The organism is Comamonas sp. CMM03 (genome assembly GCF_019218715.1).
GTDB lineage: Bacteria > Pseudomonadota > Gammaproteobacteria > Burkholderiales > Burkholderiaceae_C > Comamonas > Comamonas terrigena.
Map to the genome: position 1 here is coordinate 577,941 of NZ_JAHUXB010000001.1, position 22,394 is coordinate 600,334.

General features: G+C 67.0%; 19 protein-coding genes and 2 riboswitches. Of the genes, 3 read left to right on the forward strand and 16 right to left on the reverse strand.

Translation table 11 applies throughout. The annotated features are described in order from the left end of the window. Positions 1–141 precede the first annotated feature (141 nt). Positions 142–657 (reverse strand): HugZ family protein, encoded by a 516-nt coding sequence (locus KW830_RS02765; protein WP_066532808.1) that lies wholly within the window; start codon positions 655–657, stop codon positions 142–144. 379 nt (positions 658–1,036) lie between these two features. Here KW830_RS02765 and KW830_RS02770 point away from each other — a divergent pair, with 379 nt between their 5' ends. Beyond that, positions 1,037–1,810, forward strand: a complete 774-nt coding sequence (locus tag KW830_RS02770) for a 2OG-Fe dioxygenase family protein (RefSeq protein ID WP_218332012.1) — start codon at positions 1,037–1,039, stop codon at positions 1,808–1,810. A gap of 103 nt (positions 1,811–1,913) precedes the next feature. Further along, positions 1,914–2,351: a universal stress protein gene (locus tag KW830_RS02775; protein ID WP_066532801.1), complete on the forward strand. Its 438-nt coding sequence runs from the start codon at positions 1,914–1,916 to the stop codon at positions 2,349–2,351. Positions 2,352–2,700: 349 nt separating this feature from the next. On the opposite strand, the gene KW830_RS02780 is transcribed toward KW830_RS02775, so the two are convergent. The 12 genes from KW830_RS02780 to gcvT all read right to left on the reverse strand — a co-directional run bounded on the left by KW830_RS02780 (position 2,701) and on the right by gcvT (position 18,310). Next, complete coding sequence (locus KW830_RS02780; protein ID WP_066532800.1) at positions 2,701–3,687, reverse strand: tripartite tricarboxylate transporter substrate binding protein; 987 nt, start codon at positions 3,685–3,687, stop codon at positions 2,701–2,703. A gap of 615 nt (positions 3,688–4,302) precedes the next feature. Further along, positions 4,303–5,064 (reverse strand): SDR family NAD(P)-dependent oxidoreductase, encoded by a 762-nt coding sequence (locus KW830_RS02785; RefSeq protein WP_066532797.1) that lies wholly within the window; start codon positions 5,062–5,064, stop codon positions 4,303–4,305. A 200-nt stretch (positions 5,065–5,264) separates the two neighbouring features. Then, entirely contained in the window at positions 5,265–5,978 is a 714-nt protein-coding gene (locus KW830_RS02790; RefSeq protein WP_192333916.1) for an ABC transporter ATP-binding protein, read from the reverse strand. Continuing rightward, positions 5,978–6,742, reverse strand: coding sequence for a high-affinity branched-chain amino acid ABC transporter ATP-binding protein LivG (gene livG, locus KW830_RS02795; RefSeq protein ID WP_218332014.1), 765 nt, complete (start codon positions 6,740–6,742; stop codon positions 5,978–5,980). The genes KW830_RS02790 and livG overlap by 1 nt, the downstream gene beginning before the upstream one ends. Continuing rightward, on the reverse strand, positions 6,739–8,001 hold the full coding sequence (locus tag KW830_RS02800; RefSeq protein ID WP_218332016.1) for a high-affinity branched-chain amino acid ABC transporter permease LivM: 1,263 nt from the start codon (positions 7,999–8,001) through the stop codon (positions 6,739–6,741). Before KW830_RS02800 ends, livG begins: the two co-directional genes overlap by 4 nt. Then, a complete protein-coding gene (livH, locus tag KW830_RS02805) occupies positions 8,001–8,927 on the reverse strand; it encodes a high-affinity branched-chain amino acid ABC transporter permease LivH (RefSeq protein ID WP_218332018.1) in 927 nt (308 codons plus the stop codon). Before livH ends, KW830_RS02800 begins: the two co-directional genes overlap by 1 nt. Positions 8,928–9,048: 121 nt before the next feature. Next, positions 9,049–10,170, reverse strand: coding sequence for a branched-chain amino acid ABC transporter substrate-binding protein (locus tag KW830_RS02810; protein ID WP_218332019.1), 1,122 nt, complete (start codon positions 10,168–10,170; stop codon positions 9,049–9,051). A 490-nt stretch (positions 10,171–10,660) separates the two neighbouring features. Next, positions 10,661–11,353 (reverse strand): RluA family pseudouridine synthase, encoded by a 693-nt coding sequence (locus KW830_RS02815; protein ID WP_255578046.1) that lies wholly within the window; start codon positions 11,351–11,353, stop codon positions 10,661–10,663. Between the two features lie 16 nt (positions 11,354–11,369). Then, the gene (locus tag KW830_RS02820; RefSeq protein WP_218332021.1) at positions 11,370–13,571 is read right to left on the reverse strand and encodes a PAS domain-containing sensor histidine kinase; all 2,202 of its coding nucleotides are present in this window, start codon (positions 13,569–13,571) and stop codon (positions 11,370–11,372) included. A 113-nt stretch (positions 13,572–13,684) separates the two neighbouring features. After that, positions 13,685–16,588, reverse strand: a complete 2,904-nt coding sequence (gcvP, locus tag KW830_RS02825) for an aminomethyl-transferring glycine dehydrogenase (protein WP_218332023.1) — start codon at positions 16,586–16,588, stop codon at positions 13,685–13,687. A 49-nt stretch (positions 16,589–16,637) separates the two neighbouring features. Continuing rightward, entirely contained in the window at positions 16,638–17,012 is a 375-nt protein-coding gene (gcvH, locus tag KW830_RS02830; protein ID WP_066532777.1) for a glycine cleavage system protein GcvH, read from the reverse strand. 167 nt (positions 17,013–17,179) lie between these two features. Continuing rightward, the gene (gene gcvT / locus KW830_RS02835) at positions 17,180–18,310 is read right to left on the reverse strand and encodes a glycine cleavage system aminomethyltransferase GcvT (RefSeq protein ID WP_218332025.1); all 1,131 of its coding nucleotides are present in this window, start codon (positions 18,308–18,310) and stop codon (positions 17,180–17,182) included. Positions 18,311–18,360: 50 nt separating this feature from the next. Then, positions 18,361–18,474: riboswitch (glycine riboswitch) on the reverse strand. Positions 18,475–18,499: 25 nt separating this feature from the next. After that, a riboswitch (glycine riboswitch) is annotated at positions 18,500–18,588 on the reverse strand. Between the two features lie 179 nt (positions 18,589–18,767). Between gcvT and KW830_RS02840 the strand changes: the two genes are divergently transcribed. After that, positions 18,768–20,339 carry a fatty acid--CoA ligase gene (locus tag KW830_RS02840; RefSeq protein ID WP_218332600.1) on the forward strand — a complete coding sequence of 524 codons (1,572 nt, stop codon included), beginning with the start codon at positions 18,768–18,770 and terminating at the stop codon, positions 20,337–20,339. 293 nt (positions 20,340–20,632) lie between these two features. Here the strand turns inward: KW830_RS02840 and KW830_RS02845 are convergent, their stop codons facing one another. The 3 genes from KW830_RS02845 to KW830_RS02855 form a co-directional block, all read right to left on the reverse strand. Continuing rightward, complete coding sequence (locus KW830_RS02845; RefSeq protein WP_218332027.1) at positions 20,633–21,418, reverse strand: peptidylprolyl isomerase; 786 nt, start codon at positions 21,416–21,418, stop codon at positions 20,633–20,635. A 76-nt stretch (positions 21,419–21,494) separates the two neighbouring features. Beyond that, positions 21,495–21,764: a BolA family transcriptional regulator gene (locus tag KW830_RS02850; RefSeq protein WP_066532773.1), complete on the reverse strand. Its 270-nt coding sequence runs from the start codon at positions 21,762–21,764 to the stop codon at positions 21,495–21,497. Continuing rightward, on the reverse strand, positions 21,761–22,351 hold the full coding sequence (locus tag KW830_RS02855; RefSeq protein WP_066532769.1) for a septation protein A: 591 nt from the start codon (positions 22,349–22,351) through the stop codon (positions 21,761–21,763). The genes KW830_RS02850 and KW830_RS02855 overlap by 4 nt, the downstream gene beginning before the upstream one ends. Positions 22,352–22,394: the final 43 nt, after the last annotated feature.

Here is a 22,394-nt window from a genome sequence, read left to right on the forward strand (position 1 = left end):
GCAAAAGAAAAAAGCCCGAAACCGGTTTCGGGCTTTTTGCATGGTGGGTACGTTCGGAAGGAGGTGCTGCCAAACGGGCGTAGGCCGGGCAGGGGCGCCGTTGCGCGTGCCCCTGCCTGACAGGGTGCGCGGCGGACGCTGTCAGTCCCCGGGCTGCGGCGGGGCCTGCAGCACCTGCAGCAGTTCCTCGTGCGCGACATCGCGTGCGGCGCCAAAGCCGGCGATGTGGCGTGCGGCCAGCGGCGCCAGGCACACCAGGCGGAAGTCGCCCAGCTCCATCATGAAGCCCACATCGGGAAAGCGCGCCAGGTAGGCGCTGCGGGCGGCGTCCCAGGCGGGGCTGCCGCGCTCGGGGGTGCTGGCGCGCACCTGCAGCGTGGCGCGCTCCAGCGCATGGACCGGGGCGTCGGCCGACTCCGGCTGGACCACCATCAGGCTGGCCAGCGGCTGGGCCTGCAACTGCTGCGTGTGGGCCGCCAGACCCGACAGGTGCAGCACCAACTGGCTGTGGGCGGTGTCGATGGCATAGGGCACAAACGACACGAAAGGCGTGGCCGGTGTGCCGTCACCAGCCGGCTGGAGGGTGGCCAGGGCCGCCGTACGGTGGTGGTGCAGCAGGGCGCGCAGGCTGCGCATCAAACGGGGTTCGTGGGCCATGGTCAGGGGAAGCGAAAGCGATGGCGCATTCTAGGCAGGGCGGCGCAGGCGGCTGCGGGGCCATGTCAATGTGCGTGCGCAGACCCCGCGGGATGCGCGGGCCGCCGTGGGGTGCCGCGGGGGCGTGCGGGGTGCTGCGGCCGGGCCGGGGAGTGGCGTGTCTGGCACGGACGGCTTGCGCATGGCCTGCACACCGTCTGCGCACGGCCGTGTTCCGCTGCGCGCAGCCCGGGCGCCGGTGCGGGGGGGCAACGCAGTGAGAAGGTGCTGGAGATGGCTGACGGCGTCCCACACGGGGCGCCCACGTGCAGGCAAAAGACGGGCAGATTGACGCAACTGCTCCAAGCCGGCCTGCAGCCGGAGTAAGCTGTAGGCCACCATGTCCCAATTGAGCTTTGCCCCCCCTTACCACTCGCCTGCCCATGTGGTGGCGCAGATCCGTGACCACGGTTTTGCCGTGCTCCAGCCTTCCGATGTGGCGCTGTGGCTGGGAACCACGCTGGGCGAGCTGCACCAGATGGACCCCGACTGGTCCGACCTGCCGCCCGATGCCTTTTTGCGCGATGGCGGCCGCTACCGCTTCCGCCGCCATTCCTGCTTTGTGGTGGAGCAGGGCGTGCTGCGCCAGGTACCCCACCGTGCCCACTGGCAGCCGGTGGAATACAACGCGCTGCATGGCGGCATGCAGCGCATGTTTGCCCCCATGTCCGATGCCACGGTAGCGCTGCCAGTGTGGCACCAGCTGGTGGAGCAGCTGGCCGCGCTGTCCAGTGCGCTGTTCGATCCTGCCCCTGTGCCCGGCCCCTGCTATGTGGAGGCGCATCAGTTCCGCATCGACACGGCCCAGGGCATTGGCCGCCCCACGCCCGAAGGCGCGCACCGCGACGGTGTGGACCTGGTGGCGGTGTTCCTGGTGAACCGCGCCCACATCAAGGGCGGCGAGACCCGCGTGTTCGAGGCCAACGGCCCCGCCGGCCAGCGCTTCACGCTGACCGAGCCCTGGTCGCTGATGCTGATGGACGACGCGCGCATGATCCACGAGTCCACACCCATCCAGCCCTTGCAGGACGGCGGGGTGCGCGACACCCTGGTGGTGACCTGCCGCCGTGGTGAATTTCAGGGTGACAAGGAATTGCAATCCGTTCAAGATTGACGGAAGTCAAGACGCCCGCAGCCGCGAGGCTGCAGACTGTGTTTCAAGGGCGCGCAGTGCGCGCCGGAACGTTTCCATTGGAATAAAACAGGAGTTCTCTGCCATGTTCAAGCACATTCTCGTTCCCGTTGATGGTTCTGAAACCTCGCTGCATGCCGTGGCCAAGGCCGCCGGTCTGGCCAAGGCCTTTGGCAGCGAAGTGACGGCCGTCTACGTGCTGGACCCCTATCCTTTCACCGGCGTGGGCGCCGATTTCGCCTACGGCCAGGCCCAGTACCTGAGCGCTGCCACCGCCGAAGCCAACACCGCCCTGGAAGCCGTGAAGAAGCAGATGGACGAAGCCGGCGTGGACGTGAAGACCATGGTGGGCGAGGGCCACGCGGTGCACGAAGGCATTGTGCGTGTGGCCGACTCCGTGGGCGCCGACCTGATCGTCATGGGTTCGCACGGCCGCCGTGGTCTGGAAAAGCTGGTGCTGGGCAGCGTGGCCCAGCGCGTGCTGAGCGCAGCCCGCATCCCCGTGCTGGTGGTGCGCCAGTAATTCGCAGGGGCATCCGCGCTGCATGGCCTGGGCCATGCAGCAGCCAACCCAAAAGGCAGCTTCGGCTGCCTTTTTGCATGGGTGCATGAGCGCATGGGTTGGTGGGGGCGTTGCTGGTGCGGCAGCACCGCAGCACGGTGGCCGTGAGCGGAGCCGCTGTGCGGGCGACGGCATGCCGCAGGCGCCAGGGAGGGCCCATGCCGTGGGGTGCCACCGTGTCTGGTGGCCCCGCAGGTCGTCCCCGCAGGACGTTGCCGCTGCGCGCCGGCTGTCTGCTGCCGGCCGGCTGCCCATGAAAAAAGCCCTTGCCGCAAGGCAAGGGCTTTGTGCGCCAGCGCGGGGGACGCGCTTACTGGATCTTGGCGCCCGAGGCTTCGACCACGGCCTTGGAGTGGCTGAAGTCGGCCTTGTACATGGCGTCGAAGTCCTTGATGGACAGGGCCTGGGGCTCGGCGCCCTGGGCCAGGATGGCTTCGCGCACTTCGGGCAGGGCCAGCAGCTTGTTCACTTCGGCGTTCATCTTCTGGGTGATGGCGGCCGGGGTGTTGGCGGGCATGAACAGGCCGTACCAGGTGCTGACGTCAAAGTTCTTCATGCCCGCATCCTGCATGGTGGGCACGTCGGGCAGCGAGGACGAGCGCTTGGCCGAGGTCACGGCCAGGGGGCGCAGCTTGCCGGCCTTGATCTGGCCGATGGCCGAGGGGATGGACGAGACCAGCAGGTCCACGTTGCCGGCGATGGCGTCCATCAGCGCGGGGTTGGAGCCCTTGTAGGGTACGTGGGTCAGCTGGATGCCGGCGGCCTTCTCGAAGATGTGGCCGGCGATGTGGATGCTGGTGCCGTTGCCGGGCGAGCCGTAGGTGATCTTGCCGGGCGTGGCCTTGGCAGCCTTGATCACGTCGCCGATGGTCTTGTAGGGCGAGTTGGCGCTGGTGGCGATGATCACCGGGGTGTAGGCGATGTGCGCAACCGGCGTCAGGTCCTTGGTGGGGTTCCAGGGCAGGTTCTTGTACAGATAGGGGCCCAGGATCAGGTTGTCCTTCTGGCCCATGACCATGTCATAGCCGGTGGGCTGGGACTTCACGGCTTCGGTGATGCCGATGGTGCCGCCGGCGCCGGCCTTGTTCTCGGGCACCACGGTCCAGCCGGTGGCTTCGGTCAGCTTGTTGGCGATGACGCGCGAGAGGATGTCGGTACCACCACCCGGCGGGAAGGGGATCACCAGGCGGATGGGCTTGTTGGGGTAGTCCTGGGTGCCGCCTTGTGCGAATGCGTGGGTGGCAGTGGCGCCCAGGGCCAAGGCCATGGAGGTGCAGGTGATCAGTTGGCGAAACATGGAAAAAAGGCTCCGGTGACAAGGGTCAGACTGGGACTGCGCAGGCCGGACAGGGCCAGGTGCAGATCCATCACAGAGTGGGCTGTTTCGATGATCGGGGAGGGTGGGTCCGCCATCAAGAGGGTTTGCTCCGGGTTTCGGAGCTTCAGGCCCAGGCGGTTGTGCCGGGGCGACCCCACGGACATGCGTGCTGTGCCTGCCGGGGTTGCCAGCGTGGCGATGGTTGGTGGCATCTGTCCGATCGGGAGCAGCGGCCACAAGGCCCACAAAGCACGCAGTTGCGTGGGGAAGGCAGGCATATTAGCTGGCATTCCCCGTTGTGGTGAGCACCGGGGCACCAAAATGCGCACCGCCCCGTGTGGGTGCGGTGCACGCCGGGCAGAGGGCGTGGGCGGCGCTGGCCCGCAGCGCGCCGGGCGGGGTGTGGGATTCGCTAGAAAAGCGCAGTCTGGCTGAATAACTGGCTAGCCATGGCGCGCTGCGTGGTGGCTCTGGCCGCTGGCGCCGGGCCGGGCATGGCCCGGGCCGGGTGAGGGGCGCGGCCTTGCTTGAAGGTGTCGTTATTTGCGATGGCCTGGGTCGTGGGGCGCGAACCGGTCCATCGCCGCCACACTCTCAGGGCTGGCGCACGTCGGCCACGACCTGCTGGCCGAAGTCGGCCCGCTCCAGCCAGGCCAGGTTGCGGGCGGCCGCATCCTGGGGCGAGGTCAGGCTGCCGCTGGCGTGCAGCTGGGCAAAGCGTTCCACATCCGGGAAGTCGGTGGCGGCGCTGGTGCGCAGCTGCACCTGCATGTCGGTGTCGATCACACCGGGTGCCAGCGAGCAGATGCGTGCGCCGTGGGGCTTGGCGGCTTCGTCCAGTGCCACCGAGGCGGAGAAGATGTCCATGCCGGCCTTGGCGGCGCAGTAGGTGGCCTGCGAGGCAATGGCGCGGCGGCCCAGGCCGGACGAGATGTTCAGCACCTTGCGCGGCTGCGTCCAGTGCTCGGTGGCCTGCAGAAAGGCACTGGTCAGCAGCATGGGCGCTTCCAGGCCCACGCGCAGGCCGTTGCTGACGGCCGACCAGTCGCTGTGCGACAGCGGGGCAATCGGCGGGATCACGCCGGCGTTGTTGATCAGGGTGGCGCTGGCGAACTGCGTGGCGTCCTGTGCCTGCAGCCAGTCGCGCAGGGCGGCGGCAGCCTGCGCAGGGGCGGCCAGGTCGTGCTGCCACTGCTGCAGCGGCACGCCCAGGCGGGCGGCCAGATCGTCCAGGGCAGCGTTGCGCTGGCGGGCGATGGTGATCAGCTGGTGGCCTTGCTGCAGCAGCTGTTCGGCCATGGCCAGGCCCATGCCGCGCGAAGCGCCGGTGAGGATGGTGAGGGGGCGGTTTTGCATGCTGCCGATGGTAGCGGCTGCGGCGGCAGCTCCGCGTCACATCAGGGGCCGAAACCGGCGGTGGGGGACACCCTGGCCAGGGCCGCCGGGCGGGCAGGCGCAAAAAAAGGGCAGTGCATGGTGGCACTGCCCTGTTTGTCCGCGTGGCCCGGCTTGCCCGAACCGCCCGGGCCTGTGGCGCGCGACCGGCGGGGTTTAGTTCAGCCGCCCAGGTAGGCCTTGCGCACCTGGTCGTTCTTCAGCAGGTTTTCGCCGCTGTCTTCCAGCACCACCTTGCCGGTTTCCAGCACATAGCCGCGGTCGGCAATCTGCAGCGCGCGGTTGGCGTTCTGCTCCACCAGGAACACGGTCACACCGTCGGCGCGGATGGTCTGGATGATCTCGAAGATCTGCGCAATGATCAGCGGTGCCAGGCCCAGCGTGGGTTCGTCGAGCAGCAGCAGGCGGGGCTTGCTCATCAGCGCGCGGCCGATGGCCAGCATCTGCTGTTCGCCGCCGGACATGGTGCCCGAGCGCTGGTTGGCGCGTTCCTTCAGGCGCGGGAAGAGCTTGAAGACATGCTCCTTGCCGTCTTCGATCTCGGCCTTGTTCAGAAAGAAGCCGCCCATCTGCAGGTTCTCGGTGACGGTGAGGTCGGAGAACACGCGGCGCCCCTCGGGCGAGATGGCGATGCCGCGGCGCATGATGTGGTGGGTGGACAGGGAGGTGATGTCCTCGCCCTCGAAGTGGATGGTGCCGCTGCTGGCGCGCGGGCCGCCGCAGACGGTCATCAGCAGCGAGGTCTTGCCTGCGCCGTTGCTGCCGATCAGGGTGACGATCTCACCCTGGTTCACCTTCAGGCTGACCTGGTTCACCGCGCAGATGGCGCCGTAATGCGTGGAGACGTGCTCCAGCTCCAACATGGTCTTGGACATCATGCCTCTCCCAGATAGGCCTTGATGACCCGTTCGTTGTTGCGCACCTCCTCGGGCGTGCCTTCGGCAATCGGCTTGCCGTGTTCCATCACCATGATGCGTTCGGACACGCCCATGACCAGGCCCATGTCGTGCTCGATCAGCAGCACGGCCACGCCATACTCGTTACGCAGGCGGTCGATCAGGCCCTGCAGGTCTTTCTTTTCCTGCGGGTTCAGGCCTGCAGCGGGCTCGTCCAGCATCAGCACCTTGGGCTCGGTGATCATGCAGCGGGCGATTTCCAGGCGGCGCTGGTGGCCGTAGGCCAGGTTGCCGGCCTCGCGGTTGGCGAACTCGCGCAGGCCCATGAAGTCCAGCCAGTGCAGGGCGCGGTCCATGGCATCGCGTTCGCTCTGGCGGTAGGACTTGGTGTTGAACAGCCCGCCCAGCACCGAGGCGCTGGTGCGGCGGTGCTGGGCCACCAGCAGGTTTTCCAGCGCCGTCATGCGCTTGAACAGGCGCACGTTCTGGAAGGTGCGCACCACGCCGCGCTGGGCCACGCTGTGGCTGCCCAGGCCGGCGATCGACTGGCTCTCCAGTGCGATCTGGCCGGTGGTGGGCTGGTAGAAGCCGCTGATGCAGTTGAACACCGTGGTCTTGCCGGCGCCGTTGGGGCCGATGATGGCGAAGATTTCCTTGGGCTTGAGCGCCAGCTGCACGCCGTCGACGGCCAGCAGGCCGCCGAAGCGCATGCTCAGGTCCTTGACTTCCAGGATATGGCTCATGCGGCGTCTCCCTTGGCGGAGGGCGCTTGGGGCACTTGCACGTGGTGGCGCTTCATGGGCAGCAGGCCCTGCGGGCGCCAGACCATCATCAAAATCATGACCAGACCAAAGATCAGCATGCGGTATTCGGAGAATTCACGGGCCAGCTCGGGCAGCACGGTCAGCAGGATGGCTGCCACGATCACGCCGATCTGCGAACCCATGCCGCCCAGCACCACAATGGCCAGGATCAGCGCGGATTCGATGAAGGTGAAGGATTCGGGGTTGACGATGCCCTGGCGCGCCGCAAAGAAGGCGCCGCCAAAGCCGGCGAACATGGCGCCCAGCGTGAAGGCCGAGAGCTTGATCTTCATGGGGTTCAGTCCCAGCGAGCGGCAGGCGATCTCGTCTTCGCGCAGCGCTTCCCAGGCCCGGCCGATGGGCATGCGGATCAGGCGGTTGCTGATGAGCAGCGTCACCACCGCCAGCAGCAGGGCCATCAGGTACAGGAAGATCACCATGTGCATGGAGTTGAACTCCAGGCCGAAGAACTGGTGGAAGGTGGTGCCGTCCTCGGTCAGGGGCGAGCGGGTCATCGGCAGGCCCATCACCGTGGGCTTGGGGATGCTGGAGATGCCGTCCGGACCGCCGGTCCAGTCGGTCAGGTTGACCAGCAGCAGGCGGATGATTTCACCGAAGCCCAGCGTCACGATGGCCAGGTAGTCGCCGCGCAGGCGCAGCACCGGAAAGCCCAGGGCAAAGCCGAACAGGGCCGACATGGCGCCGGATAGCGGCAGCGCTTCCCAGAAGCTCCAGCCCGCCCAGTGGTAGAGCAGGGCATAGGTGTAGGCGCCCACGGCATAGAAGCCCACGAAGCCCAGGTCCAGCAGGCCGGCAAAGCCCACGACGATGTTCAGGCCCAGGCCCAGCATCACGTAGATCATGGCCAGGGTGGCGATGTCCACCGCATTGCGGCCGGCAAAGAACGGCCAGGACACGGCGAACAGCAGCATGGCCAGGATCAGGCCGTTGCGGTGGCGCTCCGGTATGGCCGGCAGCGAAGGCAGGCTCCAGGTGCGGGTGACGCCGCGCACGGCGGGGCGCACCAGCTGCCAGACGAACACGATGGCGCAGGCCCAGAGCACGTAGTCCCACTGCGGGACCAGGGTGGTGCGCATGCCGGCGCGTTCCAGGTGCAGACCGAAGATGGGGGTGACCACCAGCGCGGTCACCAGGGCAGCCAGCAGCGCCGGCCCGAGTTGAAGGCGTAGGCGGTGCATCAGACTTTCTCCACTTCAGGTTTGCCCAGCAGGCCGGTGGGGCGGAACAGCAGGATCAGCACCAGCAGGCCGAAGGCCACGATGTCCTTGTATTCCGACGAGATGTAGGCAGCGGCAAAGGTTTCGGCTACGCCCAGGATCACGCCGCCGAGCATGGCGCCCGGGATGGAGCCGATGCCGCCCAGCACGGCGGCCGTGAAGGCCTTGATGCCGGCGATGAAGCCGATGAAGGGGTTGAGCTTGCCCACGGCCAGCGCGATCAGCACGCCCCCCACAGCGGCCAGCACGGCACCCAGCACAAAGGTGAACGAGATCACGCGGTTGGTGTTGATGCCCAGCATGCTGGCCATGTGCATGTCCTGTGCGCAGGCGCGCGAGGCGCGGCCCATGCGGGAATGCTTGATGTACAGCGTCAGCAGCACCATCAGCACCACGGCCACCACGATGATCAGCATGCGGGCGTAGGGGATGAAGACTTCGAAGTTGTCACCCATGTGGAAGTTGATGGCGCCGGGCAACAGCGAGGGCACGGCCATGTCGCGCGCGCCCTGGCCCAGGGCCACCCAGTTCTGCAGGAAGATGGACATGCCGATGGCGGAGATCAGCGCCACCAGGCGGGGGCTGTTGCGCAAGGGCTTGTAGGCCACCTGTTCGACGGCCAGGCCGTACACGCCGGTGATGATGACGGCGACCACCAGCATCAGGCCGATCACGGCCCAGATGGGCAGGCTGCCCTGCGTACCCACGGCCGACAGCGTGACCAGGCCGACATAGGCCCCGATCATGTAGATGTCGCCATGGGCGAAATTGATCATGCCAATGATGCCGTAGACCATGGTGTAGCCGATGGCAATCAGGGCATAGATGGCTCCGAGAGAGAGCCCGTTGAAAAGCTGCTGTATCAGCTGGGGCAATAAGTCAGACATGGTGTCTCTTCCGCCGTTGAGGGCCACAGGCAAGGATGGCGGGAGGCCCGGGTTAAAGAAACGGGGCAGGAACGCCGATGGGTGCGGCTGTCCTGCCCCGTGGTGCTAGCTGGCTAGCGGCTTACTTGGCCAGCGTCTTGCTGCCGTCCTTGTGCCACTGGAAGACCTGGAAGTCGAAGGCCTTCAGGTCACCCTGCTTGGACCAGGACACAGGGCCGATCACGGTGTCGATCGTGGCCTTGTGCAGGTGGTCCGCCACCTTGGCGGGGTTGTCACCCACGGCCTTGATGCTGTCCAGCAGCGACTGGGCGGCGGCGAACGAGGTCAGCTGGAAGGCGCCCGACGCATTGCGCTTGGCATCCTTGAAGGCCTTGACCACGGCAGCGTTCTTGGGGTTGGCGGAGAAGTCGGCCGGCAGGGTCACCAGCATGCCTTCGACGGCGGCGCCGGCGATGGCGTTGACTTCGGGGTTGCCCACACCTTCGGGGCCCATCATCTTGACCTTCAGGCCTTGCTCGGCAGCCTGGCGCAGCAGCAGGCCCATTTCGGGGTGGTAGCCGCCGAAGTAGACGAAGTCCACGCCAGCGCCCTTGAGCTTGGTGATGACGGCGGAGTAGTCGCTGTCGCCGGCGTTGATGCCTTCGAACAGGGCCACGGGCACGTTGGCCTTCTTCAGGTCGTCGCGCACGGAAGCGGCGATGCCCTGGCCGTACGACTGCTTGTCGTGCAGGATGGCGACCTTCTTGGGCTTGGCCTGGCTGATGATGAACTTGGCAGCGGCAGGGCCCTGCTGGTCGTCACGGCCGATGGTGCGGAAGATGAAGTGGTAGTTCTTGCCATCGGTCAGCGCGGGCGACGTGGCGGAAGGGGTGACCACGACCACGCCTTCGTTGTTGTAGATGGGGGCTGCAGCGATGGAGGCGCCCGAGCAGACGGGACCGATCACATAGCCGATCTTGCTGTTGACCACGCGGTTGGCGGCCACGGGACCTTGCTTGGGTTCGCAGGCGTCGTCCACCGGCACCAGCTCGATCTTCTTGCCGTTGATGCCGCCAGCGGCGTTGGCCATTTCCACGGCCGTGGTTGCGCCTTCCTTGACCATGTCACCGTATTGCGTCAGAGGGCCGGTCGTGGGGATCACCATGGCGATCTTGATGGCCTGTGCGTGGGCCGTGCCCAGGAACGCGGCGCCAGCAAGACCCAGTGCCGCAACCACGGCATGCATACGGAACGGAGTGCGCATAAAAATCCTCTCTGTTGTGGTGAAGTGTCGAGATATCCGGAGGGTTTGCAATGTCCATGCCAAATGCGAGGCGGGGAAATTGGCAAGGAGCACAGCTTATCGGCCGGGGTAGGTGCAACAACAGGGTTTTTGCCTATGGAGCAAGCGCCTGCAAATTTGATACCCCCACCGCAGGGGCGCTGTGCAGGCGGAAGATTGCAGGAATATTGCAAATCTGTAAAAGCTTTTGCGCTGAAGTGCAGGTTTCAAGCGCCGCAGTGAAAACCCTGCGTCAGACGGATGTCAGCCCTTACTGTCTATGAAATGAATAGCAGGCTATTTAATTCCAGAGCGCCGTACAGGCGTATTTTTCTTATGGTTTTTTGCGCAGGGACAAACCGGGTTTGAACTGTGTCGGCCCGGTCTTGGGGTTCATCCCGGGTTCCCCGGGGCAGGGCTGGCGCAGGACGGCTGCGGGATGGGGCAGAAAGGCGCAGGAAGCGCGCGCGGCTCAGAATGGCACTGCACTGTGCCAGTGCATGTCCTGCCCTGTGATGGGGTGCTGCAGCGCCAGCGTGCAGGCATGCAGCAGCAGGCGCGGGGTGGCGGCGGCAATGTCCGGTGGCGCGTACAGGGCGTCGCCCAGCATGGGGTGGCCCAGGTGCTGCATGTGCAGGCGCAGCTGGTGGGTGCGGCCGGTCACCGGCTCCAGCCGCAGGCGGCTGACGGGCAGCTCTTGCGCTTGTGCTTGCCCCTGCACCGGTTGCAGCCAGGTCTCCAGCCGCTGCCAGCGCGTATGGCTGGGCTTGCCTTCCGGGGCCACCACGCGCAGCGGGCGGCGTTCCCAGTCGGCGGCAATCGGTGCGTGCAGGTCCTGCCACTGCTGCAGCGCTGCGTCCGGGGAGCCGCTGACCACGGCCTCATAGCTCTTGTGCACCCGGCGCTGCTCGAAGGCCAGGCTGAGGCGGCGCTGCACGTCCAGGCTGCGGGCCATCAGCACGATGCCGGAGGTGGCCATGTCCAGCCGGTGCACGATCAGCGCGTCGGGCCAGCGGGCCTGGGCGCGGGCGCTCAGGCAGTCCTGCTTGTCCGGGCCGCGCCCGGGCACGCACAGCAGGCCGGCGGGCTTGTCCAGCACCAGCAGGTGCGGGTCTTCAAACAGGCAATGCAGCGGCGCGGTGGCCTGGGCACACATCTCGGTCATCGGCAGGTGGCAGTGCTCAGCAGGCTGGGGGCTCGGCGCTGGCGCCATGCAGCAGGCGGTCCACGGTGGCGCACAGCTCTTCCACGTCATTGGGCTTGTGGATCAGCGCCTGGGCACCGGCCGACAGGGCCTGTTGCTCGATCTCGGCGGTGATGTAGCCCGAAGCCAGGGCCACGGGCAGGTCGGGGCGGATCTGCAGCGCGGCGCGCACCAGATCCACGCCGCAGTAGCCGGGCATGTTGTAGTCGGTCACCAGCAGGTGGTATTCCTGGGGCGCGGCGTGCAGGGCCTGCGTGGCTTCGTGCGGGTCGCTGAAGCCGGTGACGCGGTAGCCCCGGCGCTTGAGCAGGCGCTTGACCAGGAAGACCAGGGCTTCGTCGTCGTCCACATACATCACATGGCAGTCGGCCAGCATGGCGCCGGCGGCCGGCTTGTTGACCACCGAAGCGCGCGGCGGCTCGGCTACCACGGGCGGCAGTTCCACCCCTTCGGTGACCGGAAAGTACAGCGCAAAGCGGCTGCCCAGGCCGGGCTGGCTGTGCACATCCACGGCGCCGCCGTGGGTACGCATCACGCCGTGCACCACGGCCAGGCCCAGGCCGGTGCCCTGGCCCACGGGCTTGGTGGTGAAGAAGGGCTCGAAGATGCGCTGCAGTGTCTGCGGCGTCATGCCCGGGCCGTTGTCCTGCACGGTGTAGACGATGTAGGGGCTGTTGGCCAGACCCAGGCGCTCGCGCAGGCGGGGATCGGGGTCCTGCAGCTCCACCTCCATGCGCACCATGCCCCGGACTTCGCCGATGGCATGCATGGCATTGGTGGCCAGGTTGAACAGGGCCTGCTCCACCTGGGTGGGGTCGGCCAGCAAGGCGGGCAGCTGGGCGTGAACGTGGGTCTGCAGCTCGATGGCCGGAGGCAGGGACACGCGCAGCAGGCGCTCGGTGTCGCGCAGCACTTCTCCGGCATGCACGGCACGGCGCTGGGGGGGCTGGTTGCGGCTGAAGGTCAGGATCTGGCGCACCAGGTCGCGGGCGCGCTTGCCGGCTTTTTCGATCTCGCGCAGGCTTTCCTGCAGCGGGCTGTTCTGGGCGCAGTCGGCCATGGCCAGTTCCACATTGCCCAGGATGGCGCCGACGATGTTGTTGAAGTCGTGCGCAATGCCGCCGGCCAAGGTGCCCAGGGCCTGCATCTTGTGCGATTCGCGCAGCTGCACTTCCAGTTCGCCGCGCTGGGCTTCGGCGCGCTTGCGGCTGGTGAGGTCGCGGGCAAAGACGGTGGTGGTCTCGCCTTCGCCATAGCGCTCGAACGAGATGCCGACTTCCACCGGGATGTCGCGGCCGCTGGCGGTGCGGCCGGTCATCTCGCCCAGCACCGCCTGGGTGGTCAGCGGGGCCAGCTCCAGCGCATAGGCCGCATCGGGCAGAAAGCGCTCCAGGCGGCTGCCCAGGGCTTCCTGCACCGGGCACAGGAACAGCGTGGCGGCCGTGGGGTTGAAGACGGTGATGCGCCGCTGGCTGTCCACGCAGATGATGGCGTCCATGGAGGTGTTGATCACCGCCTCCAGGCGCCGCTCGCTGGCGTGCAGCTGGGTGTTGCGCTCCTGCAGGGTCTGGCGCTCGGCCAGCAGCGGACCCTGGTCGACCACGGCGCACATGAACTGGGCCGAGGCCGGGCCGGTGCGCTGGGGGATTTCGATGCAGGCGATGTGCAGATCGCCCTGCATGGCATGGCCCTGGGCCACCGAGAACTGCACTTCGTGCACTTCGCTGCGGCCTTGCTGGCGGGCTTCCAGAAAGGCCTGGGCCACGCGGTCGGCGTCTTCGGGCACCACAAAGGGCATGAAGGAGGCCAGCAGCCGGTCCTGGCTGGGCGACTGGAAGGCGCTGTGCGCCATGGCGTTAGCCTGGATGACGATGTCGTGCTCGTCGATCACCAGCAGCGGCAGCGGCACGCTGGAAAACAGCGCCTCGAAGCGTTCGGACGCGCTTTCTGCCACCGCCTGGCTGTAGTCCAGCACCTTGTTCTGGATTTCCAGCTCGGCCTGGTAGTTGCGCAGCTCGGCGATCAGCGCGGCCAGCGGGTCGTCGGCGCTGTGCTCGGTGGCTTCCCAGGCGTCCAGATTGGGATAGACCGGCGCCAGCGACGGCGCAGGGGGCAGCAGATCCTGCGTGGCGTCAGGATCTTCGTGTTGCAGCAGAAAGGAGAGGTCCGGGCGGCTCATAGAAGTGGTGCCGCAGCGCGGGTGTGTCACGCCACAGGGAGGGGCAGTGTAAGCCGCCCGCAGGGGCGGCTACAAGGGCTATCCCTAGGTGGTGTGGAATTTCCGCTGAAAAGTCACTCCGAAAAGGCGTCCAGCGGCACGCAGCTGCAGAACAGGTTTCGGTCGCCATAGACATTGTCCACGCGGCCCACCGGGCTCCAGTACTTGCTGCGGCGCAGCGCGGGCAGCGGATAGGCCGCTGTTTCGCGCCCGTAGGCGTGCTGCCAGTTGTCCCCCACGACCTGCTCGGCGGTGTGGGGTGCGTGCTTGAGCGGGTTGTCTTCGCGGTCCCAGCGGCCGGCTTCGACCTGGCGGATTTCCTCGCGGATGGCGATCATCGCGGCGATGAAACGGTCGATCTCGGCCAGCGGCTCGCTCTCGGTGGGCTCCACCATCAGCGTGTTGGCCACCGGGAAGGACAGCGTCGGGGCGTGGAAGCCGTAGTCGATCAGGCGCTTGGCCACGTCTTCGGCCATCACGCCGCTGGTGTCCTTCAGGCCGCGCAGGTCCAGGATGCACTCGTGCGCCACATGGCCGTTGGCCGAGGCGTACAGCGTGGGGAAATGGTCCTTGAGGCGGGCGCTGATGTAGTTGGCGCTGAGGATGGCGGTTTCCGTGGCGGCCTGCAGGCCTGCAGCGCCCATCATGCGGATGTACATCCAGCTGATGGGCAGCACGGCCGCATTGCCCAGGGGGGCGGCACTGACCGCGCCGACCTGGCCGGCAATGCCGCCTGCGGCGTGACCGGGCAGGAATGGCACCAGGTCTTCCACCACGCAGACCGGGCCCACGCCGGGGCCGCCACCGCCGTGGGGGATGCAGAAGGTCTTGTGCAGGTTCAGGTGGCTCACGTCGCCGCCGAATTCGCCGGGGGCGGCCACGCCGACCAGGGCGTTCATGTTGGCGCCGTCCACGTAGATGCGGCCGCCGTGGCGGTGCACCAGGGCGCAGAGTTCCTTCACCTGGGTCTCGAACACGCCGTGCGTGCTGGGGTAGGTGATCATCACGCAGGCCAGGTTGGCGCTGTGCTGCTCGCACTTGGCCTGCAGGTCGGCCAGATCGACGTTGCCGTTGTCATCGCACTTGGTGACCACCACCTGCATGCCCACCATCTGGGCGCTGGCGGGGTTGGTGCCGTGGGCGCTGCTGGGGATCAGGCAGATATTGCGGTGGGCTTCGCCGCGTGCGGCGTGGAAGCCCTTGATGGCCAGCAGGCCGGCGTATTCGCCCTGGCTGCCGGCATTGGGCTGCAGGCTGACGCCGGCGTAGCCCGTGGCTTCGCACAGCCACTGGCGCAGCTGGGCGTCCAGCTGGGCATAGCCCTGCAACTGGTCGGCCGGGGCAAAGGGGTGGATGTGGGCGAACTCCGGCCAGGTGATGGGGATCATCTCGCTGGTGGCGTTGAGCTTCATGGTGCACGAGCCCAGCGGGATCATGCTGCGGTCCAGCGCCAGGTCCTTGTCGCTGAGGCTGCGGATGTAGCGCAGCATGGCGGTTTCGGAGTGGTGGGTGTTGAACACCGGGTGGGTCAGGTAGCTGCTGCGGCGCTGCAGGCCTTCGGGGATCAGCGAGGGCGCGCCTTCGTCCATGGCCTCGACCGTGGGCAGGGCCTGGCCGTCCTGGGCGAAGATGCTCCAGAGCAGTTCCACATCGGCGCGGGTGCTGGTTTCATCCAGGCTGATGCACAGGTATTCGTTCCAGGCCTTGCGCAGGTTCGCACCCTGGGCGACCGCACGGGCGGCGATGGCATCGGTGGCGCCCTGGGTGTGCAGCGAGATGGTGTCGAAGGCCGTGCCGTGGTGGCGGCTGGAATAGCCCATCTGGGTCAGGCCGCGGCTGAGGATGGCCGTGAGGCGGGCCACGCGGCGGGCGATGCGCGCCAGGCCCTGCGGGCCGTGGTAGACGGCGTACATGCTGGCGATGACCGCCGGCAGCACCTGGGCCGTACAGATGTTGGAGGTGGCTTTTTCGCGGCGGATGTGCTGTTCGCGGGTCTGCAGCGCCAGGCGGTAGGCGGGTTTGCCGTGTACGTCGACGCTCACGCCGACCAGGCGGCCGGGCAGGGAGCGCTTGAATTCGTCGCGGCAGGCCATGAAGGCGGCGTGCGGGCCGCCCGCGCCCATGGGCATGCCAAAGCGCTGGGTGCTGCCGACCACGATGTCGGCGCCCATTTCGCCGGGCGGCGTCAGCAGGGTCAGGGCCAGCAGGTCGGTAGCGAAGATGGCCGCAGCCTGCTGGGCGTGGATGGCCTGCACATCGGCCTTCCAGTCCGCGATCCAGCCGCTGCTGGCGGGGTACTGGATCAGCGCGGCGAAGAAGCCATCCGCCAGTGCCGCGTCCCACTCCTCCTTGGAGTTGGCCACCACCACGGTGATGCCCAGCGGCGCGGCGCGGGTCTGCACCACCTCGATGGTCTGCGGGTGGGTGTCGCCCGCCACCACGAAGCGGTTGCTCTTCGATTTGACGGAACGCTTGGCCAGCGTCATGGCTTCGGCGGCAGCCGTGGCCTCGTCCAGCATGGACGCGTTGGCGATGGGCATGCCGGTCAGGTCGGTGACCATGGTCTGGAAGTTGACCAGCGCCTCCATGCGGCCTTGGGAGATTTCGGCCTGGTAGGGCGTGTAGGCCGTGTACCAGGCCGGGTTCTCCAGGATGTTGCGCAGGATCACCCCCGGCGTGTGGGTGCCGTAGTAGCCCTGGCCGATGAAGCTTTTGAGCACGCGGTTCTGGCCCGCCAGTGCCTTCAGCTCTGCCAGCGCCTCGGCCTCGGTCACCGCGGCCGGCAACTGCATGGCGCGGCTGCGGCGGATGGCCTTGGGCACGATGGAGTCGATCAGCGCGGCGCGCGAGGCTTCGCCGATCACGCTGAGCATGTGCGCTTCATCCTGCGCGTCGATGCCGATATGGCGGGGCAGGAATTCGCTGTGGTTTTCCAGGGCGTGGAGCGATTCCACAGGGGCGGGGGCAGACATCAGCATGGAGGGGACCTATCTCAAAAGCTGGGGCGGTACGGCTGCGGGCTGGGCGTCAGGCGCCGGCCGCGAAGCTGTCGTAGGCGGTCTTGTCCATCAGGGCATCCAGTTGCGATGCATCGGACAGCTTGACCTTGAAGAACCAGCCGGCACCCAGCGGGTCGCTGTTGGCCAGGGAGGGGTCGTCGCGCAGGGCTTCGTTGACTTCGACGATCTCGCCGCTCACGGGCATGTAGACGTCGGCCGCGGCCTTGACGGATTCGACCACGCCGGCCACTTCGCCTTCATTGAAGGTGGTGCCCACGGCGGGCAGGTCGACGAACACCACATCGCCCAGCGCGTCCTGCGCGTGGACAGTGATGCCGACCACGGCGGCGTTGGTGTCGGCGGTGTTGATCCACTCGTGCTCTTTGGAAAACTTGATGCTCATGGGAAGCTCCGTTGGGTAAGTTTCTGAAAAAAAGGGCTGGTGCAGGCGGTGCACGCAGTGTTTGGGACAGGTCTGGCAGCACTGTAGCGGCCTTGGCGCCTGCACCCGGGCTTGGCGGTGCTTTTTTGTGGCGCCGGGGGCCGGCAGGCGGGCTGGCCGCAGACCGTTCAGCCGCGGTAGTAGCGCGCCGGAACGAACGGGGTGGCCGACACCTTCATGGGCACCGGCTTGCCGCGCACCATGGCGAACAGTTCCGTGCCTTCTGCGGTGTAGTCGGGCTGCACATAGCCCAGGGCCACGGGCTGGTTCAGGCTGGGGCTGAGCAGGCCGCTGGTGATGTAGCCGACCTGCTGGCCGTCCATGTTCTCGAGCACGGCGGGCTCGCGCACCGGCACGCGCTCGGTGGCGATCAGGCCCACGCGCTTGCGTTGCAGCAGCGCCGGGTTGTCCAGCTGGGCCAGCACGGTGTCGGCGCCCAGAAAGCCGCCGGCGCGGGCGCCGCCGGTGCGGCGCACCTTCTGGATGGCCCAGGTGAGGGCGGCTTCCACCGGGGTGGTCTTGTCGTCCATGTCGTTGCCGTACAGGCACAGGCCGGCTTCCAGGCGCAGCGAGTTGCGGGCGCCCAGGCCGATGGGTTCCACCTCGGGCTGGGCCAGCAGCTTGCGGGCCAGGGCCTCGGCCTGGGTGCCGGGCACGGAGATTTCAAAGCCGTCTTCGCCCGTGTAGCCGCTGCGTGTGACGTAGCAGGCAATGCCGTCGATCTGCACCGCCATGCCGGTCATGAACACCAGGCCCAGCACTTCGGGGGCCAGGCGGCCCAGGGCTGCGGCGGCCTGCGGGCCTTGCAGGGCCAGCAGGGCCTGTTCGGGCATGGGGATGACCTGGCAGCGGCTGCCGATGTGCTGCTGGATGTGGGCGATGTCCGCCACCTTGCAGGCGCCGTTGACGATGAGGAACAGGTCGTCGCCGCGGTTGACGAACATCAGGTCGTCCAGGATGCCGCCCTGGGCGTTCAGCAGCAGGCCGTAGCGCTGCTTGTGCAGGCCCAGGCCCTGCACGTCGACGGGCAGCAGGGTTTCCAGTGCGGCGGCGGCGTCGGGACCCACCAGGCGCAGCTGGCCCATGTGGGAGACGTCGAACAGGCCGGCGGCGTCGCGGGTGTGGCGGTGTTCGGCCATCAGGCCGCTGGGGTATTGCACCGGCATGGCGTAGCCGGCAAAGGGAACCATGCGTGCCCCCAGCTCCAGGTGCAGGGCGTACAGCGGGGTGGTCAGCAGGTCGGTGGTGTCAGCGGTCATGGTGTCGCAGAGCAAAGCAAAAGAAATGCCGGCGGCCTGCGCCGCCTGCGCTTTGCCCTGTTGTCCGCTTTACCTGAGAGATTCACCCGCACCTTCCAGGCGTGGGGCTTGCTCCTTCGGTGGACGGGGTGCCGGCACCCGCGCCTCTCTCCAACAAGGTACGCCCGCGGTCGATGCGGCGGGCGGCTGCCAGTCCTTTTGCCTGAGCGTTCGGGGTTGCCCCTGCGCCTTCGGCGGCGCCGCTGGGCCTGCTGGCCGGGCGCGCTCTCCTGACGAATCCGCGCAGTATATCCGGCCCGATGGGCGGTGCCTACCCGGATGCATATGCATAGATGCAAACGATCTGAGGCGCTGCCTATACTCGTCTACCAATTTCGATGGATTCAAGGAGACGAAGTTGGTCGACACACAGTTTTCCCCCGCGGGCGCAGCCCCTGTCCCGGCACCGCGTGCGGCGCTGACCCTGGGCGACACGCTGGCCTGGCCGGCGCGCTATCTGCCGCGCAAGGAGGCGCTGGTGGTGTCGGACGCGCAGGGCCGCCGTGCCTGGACCTATGCCGAGCTGGATGCCGAGGTGAACCGCCACGCCCATGGCCTGCAGCAGCTGGGCATTGGCCAGGGCGATGTGGTGGCGGCCTTTCTGTACAACACGCCGGCCTTTGTGTTCACCTTGCTGGCGACGGCGCGCCTGGGTGCCATCTTCAACCCCATCAACTACCGGCTGGCCGCGCAGGAGCTGGCGTTCATCCTGCAGGACGGCAGTGCCAAGGCGCTGGTGTTCGAGGACGAGGGCGCTGCCGTGGTCGAGAAGGCCAGGCTGCTGGTGCCCCAGGTGCAGCACTGGATCCATGCCGATCCGGGCGCGGCACCGGCCTTTGCCACCGCGCAGCTGGCCGCGCTGGCGGACGGCCAGCCCGCCACGCCGGTGGACGTGCGGGTGGACGAGGATGCGCCCTGCATCCTGATGTACACCAGCGGCACCACCGGCCGCCCCAAGGGCGTGCTGCACACCCACCGCAGCAAGCTGGCGCACAACGCCATGATGCACCAGGTGATGCAGTTCCGCCGCGAGGATGTGGGCCTGTCGGTGGCCCCGCTGAACCACACGGCCGAGCTGCACACCAGCTTTCTGCCGCGCCTGCAGGTGGGCGCCACCCAGGTGCTGCAGCGCCGCTTTGATGCGGCCGATGCGCTGCGTCTGGTGGAGGCGGAAAAAGTCACCTTCTTCTTTGCCGCGCCGACCATGGTCACCATGCTGCTGAACGACGCGAGCCTGGGGCAGCGCGATCTGTCGTCGCTGCGCCTGGTGGAGTACGGCGGGGCCTCGATGGCGCCGCACCTGATCCGCGAATGGACGCGCCAGGTGGGATCGGGCCTGGTGCAGGTCTTCGGCACCACCGAAATGGGGCCGTGCATGTCGGTGCTGTATCCGCATGAGCAGCTCAGCCATGCCGGCTCGGCCGGCCTGCCGTCGCTGAACCACGATCTGGTGGTGGCGCGGGTGCGCGAGGACGGCGCCGCCACCGACCCGTCCGACGCCTGCGCGGTGGGCGAAGTGGGCGAGATACTGGTGCGCGGCCCCTGCATGATGGCCGGCTACCTGAACCGACCGGAGGCCAATGCCAAGGCGCTGGCCCACGGCTGGTACCACACCGGCGATCTGGGGCACCTGGATGCCGATGGCTATCTGTGGATCCGCGACCGCATTGACTACATGATCAATTCGGGGGCGGAGAACGTCTACCCGCGCGAGGTGGAAGATGCCCTGGTCGAGCACGCCGAGGTGCTGGAAGCGGCCGTGGTGGGCGAGAAGGACGCGCGCTGGGGCCAGGTGGTGGCGGCCTATGTGGTCGCCAAGCCGGGCACGGTGGTGACGGCCGCAGTGCTGGATGCCTTTCTGATGCAGGGCGACCGCCTGGCCAGCTACAAGCGCCCGCGCAGCTACCACTTTGTCGACAGCCTGCCCAAGACCACCAGCGGCAAGATCCAGAAGCATCTGCTGCGCCAGCCGGATCTGTGCGCGGCCTGAGGGCCTCACTGCGTTGAGGGTCTGAGGCAGCAGGGCTGAGCCCTCGGTCACCTTCTCAAGCAAGCCCCCAAGGCAAGCCCCTGTCTGCCGCCGAGAACGGCGCGGACAGGGGCTTGTCTGTTTCTGACCGGGGCACATGCCCGGGCGGCGGGCAGGTCCGCCGGGAAGTCCGGCGGGAAGTACGGAAGGAAGGGGCGGGGCGATCGCTGCCCGGCAGGCCCCCATCAAAAAACGCGGCCGAAGCCGCGTTTTTTTGGGGCGCAGGTACCGGTCAGCGGCACCGTGCCGGGTGCTTACTGCACCTTGGCCTTGGCGCGCAGACCGTCCTGGAACTGCATCAGCTTTTGCTGTTCCAGTTGCTGGGCGATCTGGGGCTTGACGTCGTCCAGCGCAGGCAGCTGGGCCTGGCGGGTTTCGATCACGCGTATCACGTGCCAGCCGAACTGGGTCTTGACCGGGGCGCTGGTCATTTCGCCCTTGTTCAGCTTGAGCATGGCTTCGCTGAATTCGGGCACGTAGCTGCCGGGATTGGACCAACCCAGGTCGCCGCCTTGGGCGCCGGATCCGGGGTCCTTGGATTCCTTCTTGGCGATGTCTTCGAACTTCTTGCCGCCGTTCACTTCGGCAATGATGGCCTTGGCGCGGTCTTCGGAGTCCACCAGGATGTGGGCAGCGTGGTATTCCTTGCCTTCGTTGGCAGCGGCGAACTTGTCGTATTCGGCCTTGATTTCGGCGTCGGTGACGGGGTTCTTCTTCTGGAAGTCGGCGAACAGTTCGCGGATCAGAATGGTCTCGCGGGCCAGTTCCATCTGCTGGCGGTATTCGGGCGAAGCAGCCAGGCCGCGGCGGCCGGCTTCCTGCAGGAAGATTTCGCGTGCGATCACTTCTTCCTTGATCTGCTCATCCATTTCTGCCGGCACGGGGCGGCCGGAGCGCTCCAACTGCTGCTTCAGAACGTCTGCGCGCGCCTTGGGCACAGGCTTGCCGTTGACGATGGCCAGGTTCTGGGCGGTTGCCGAGAAGGCCATCGTGCCCAACAGGGCGGCTGCCACAAGGCTGGACAAGAGCTGTTTTTTCATGCGGGATCCAAAAAGGAAAATAGGTGAGCCCACCGGCCAGCAGGGCAGCGGGACTTGAACAGAGGGTTGCTGGCGCTTACAACACTTCGATCGCCAGGGCATGCAGGCCCTGGTCGATGAAATCTTGCAAGGAATCATACACAAGCCTATGGCGTGCAACGCGCGGTTTGCCGTCAAACAGCGGGCTGGCCACGCGCACCCGGAAATGGGTGCCAAAGCCGGTGCCGTTGGCGCCGGCGTGACCGGCGTGCTGGTGGCTTTCGTCGATCACTTCGAGCTGGGTCGGGGACAGCACTTCGCGCAGCCGCGCTTCGAGGGCGGCTGCCGTGATGGGCAGGGCGCTCATGGCTGGCGGTCCTGGGTCTGCTGGGCGTCGGCGCCGGGCAGGGCCGGGTTGTCGCCGCCGGCTTCCTTCATGTGGCGGCTCAGGTACACGGCCTGGGCCAGCACGAACACCAGCATCAGCCCCATGCCGCCAAACAGCTTGAAGTTGACCCAGGTGTCGGTGTCGAAGTTGTAGGCCACCCACAGGTTGAGCACGCCCATGACGGCGAAGAATCCGGTCCAGCTCCAGTTCATGGTGCGCCAGGCAGCTTCAGGCAGCTGCATCTGGGCGCCCATCAGGCTTTTGAGCAGGTTCTTCTTGAAGAACAGCTGGCCGACCAGCAGGGCGCCACCCATCAGCCAGTACAGCACCGTGGGCTTCCACTTGATGAAATTCTCGTCGTGCGCGAGCAGCGTGGCGCCGCCGAACAGCACGATCACGCCCAGGCTGACCCATTGCATGGGTTCCACCTTGCCGGTCTTGTAGCGCAGATAGCCGATCTGCAGCACCGTGGCGATGATGGCCACCGCGGTGGCGGTGTAGATGCCCCAGACCTTGTAGGCCACAAAGAACAGGATGATGGGGAAGAAATCGAGCAGAAATTTCATGTAACGGTGCGGACAGCCGCTGCGGGCCGGGTGCGAAAGAACG

What these genes read in the sequence shown, in the direction of transcription:
- KW830_RS02765 (WP_066532808.1), bottom strand. Translation starts at nt 657, where the DNA reads ATGGCCCACGAACCCCGTTTGATGCGCAGCCTGCGCGCCCTGCTGCAC.
- KW830_RS02770 (WP_218332012.1), top strand. Translation starts at nt 1,037, where the DNA reads ATGTCCCAATTGAGCTTTGCCCCCCCTTACCACTCGCCTGCCCATGTG.
- KW830_RS02775 (WP_066532801.1), top strand. Translation starts at nt 1,914, where the DNA reads ATGTTCAAGCACATTCTCGTTCCCGTTGATGGTTCTGAAACCTCGCTG.
- KW830_RS02780 (WP_066532800.1), bottom strand. Translation starts at nt 3,687, where the DNA reads ATGTTTCGCCAACTGATCACCTGCACCTCCATGGCCTTGGCCCTGGGC.
- KW830_RS02785 (WP_066532797.1), bottom strand. Translation starts at nt 5,064, where the DNA reads ATGCAAAACCGCCCCCTCACCATCCTCACCGGCGCTTCGCGCGGCATG.
- KW830_RS02790 (WP_192333916.1), bottom strand. Translation starts at nt 5,978, where the DNA reads ATGTCCAAGACCATGTTGGAGCTGGAGCACGTCTCCACGCATTACGGC.
- livG (WP_218332014.1), bottom strand. Translation starts at nt 6,742, where the DNA reads ATGAGCCATATCCTGGAAGTCAAGGACCTGAGCATGCGCTTCGGCGGC.
- KW830_RS02800 (WP_218332016.1), bottom strand. Translation starts at nt 8,001, where the DNA reads ATGCACCGCCTACGCCTTCAACTCGGGCCGGCGCTGCTGGCTGCCCTG.
- livH (WP_218332018.1), bottom strand. Translation starts at nt 8,927, where the DNA reads ATGTCTGACTTATTGCCCCAGCTGATACAGCAGCTTTTCAACGGGCTC.
- KW830_RS02810 (WP_218332019.1), bottom strand. Translation starts at nt 10,170, where the DNA reads ATGCGCACTCCGTTCCGTATGCATGCCGTGGTTGCGGCACTGGGTCTT.
- KW830_RS02815 (WP_255578046.1), bottom strand. Translation starts at nt 11,353, where the DNA reads ATGACCGAGATGTGTGCCCAGGCCACCGCGCCGCTGCATTGCCTGTTT.
- KW830_RS02820 (WP_218332021.1), bottom strand. Translation starts at nt 13,571, where the DNA reads ATGAGCCGCCCGGACCTCTCCTTTCTGCTGCAACACGAAGATCCTGAC.
- gcvP (WP_218332023.1), bottom strand. Translation starts at nt 16,588, where the DNA reads ATGCTGATGTCTGCCCCCGCCCCTGTGGAATCGCTCCACGCCCTGGAA.
- gcvH (WP_066532777.1), bottom strand. Translation starts at nt 17,012, where the DNA reads ATGAGCATCAAGTTTTCCAAAGAGCACGAGTGGATCAACACCGCCGAC.
- gcvT (WP_218332025.1), bottom strand. Translation starts at nt 18,310, where the DNA reads ATGACCGCTGACACCACCGACCTGCTGACCACCCCGCTGTACGCCCTG.
- KW830_RS02845 (WP_218332027.1), bottom strand. Translation starts at nt 21,418, where the DNA reads ATGAAAAAACAGCTCTTGTCCAGCCTTGTGGCAGCCGCCCTGTTGGGC.
- KW830_RS02850 (WP_066532773.1), bottom strand. Translation starts at nt 21,764, where the DNA reads ATGAGCGCCCTGCCCATCACGGCAGCCGCCCTCGAAGCGCGGCTGCGC.
- KW830_RS02855 (WP_066532769.1), bottom strand. Translation starts at nt 22,351, where the DNA reads ATGAAATTTCTGCTCGATTTCTTCCCCATCATCCTGTTCTTTGTGGCC.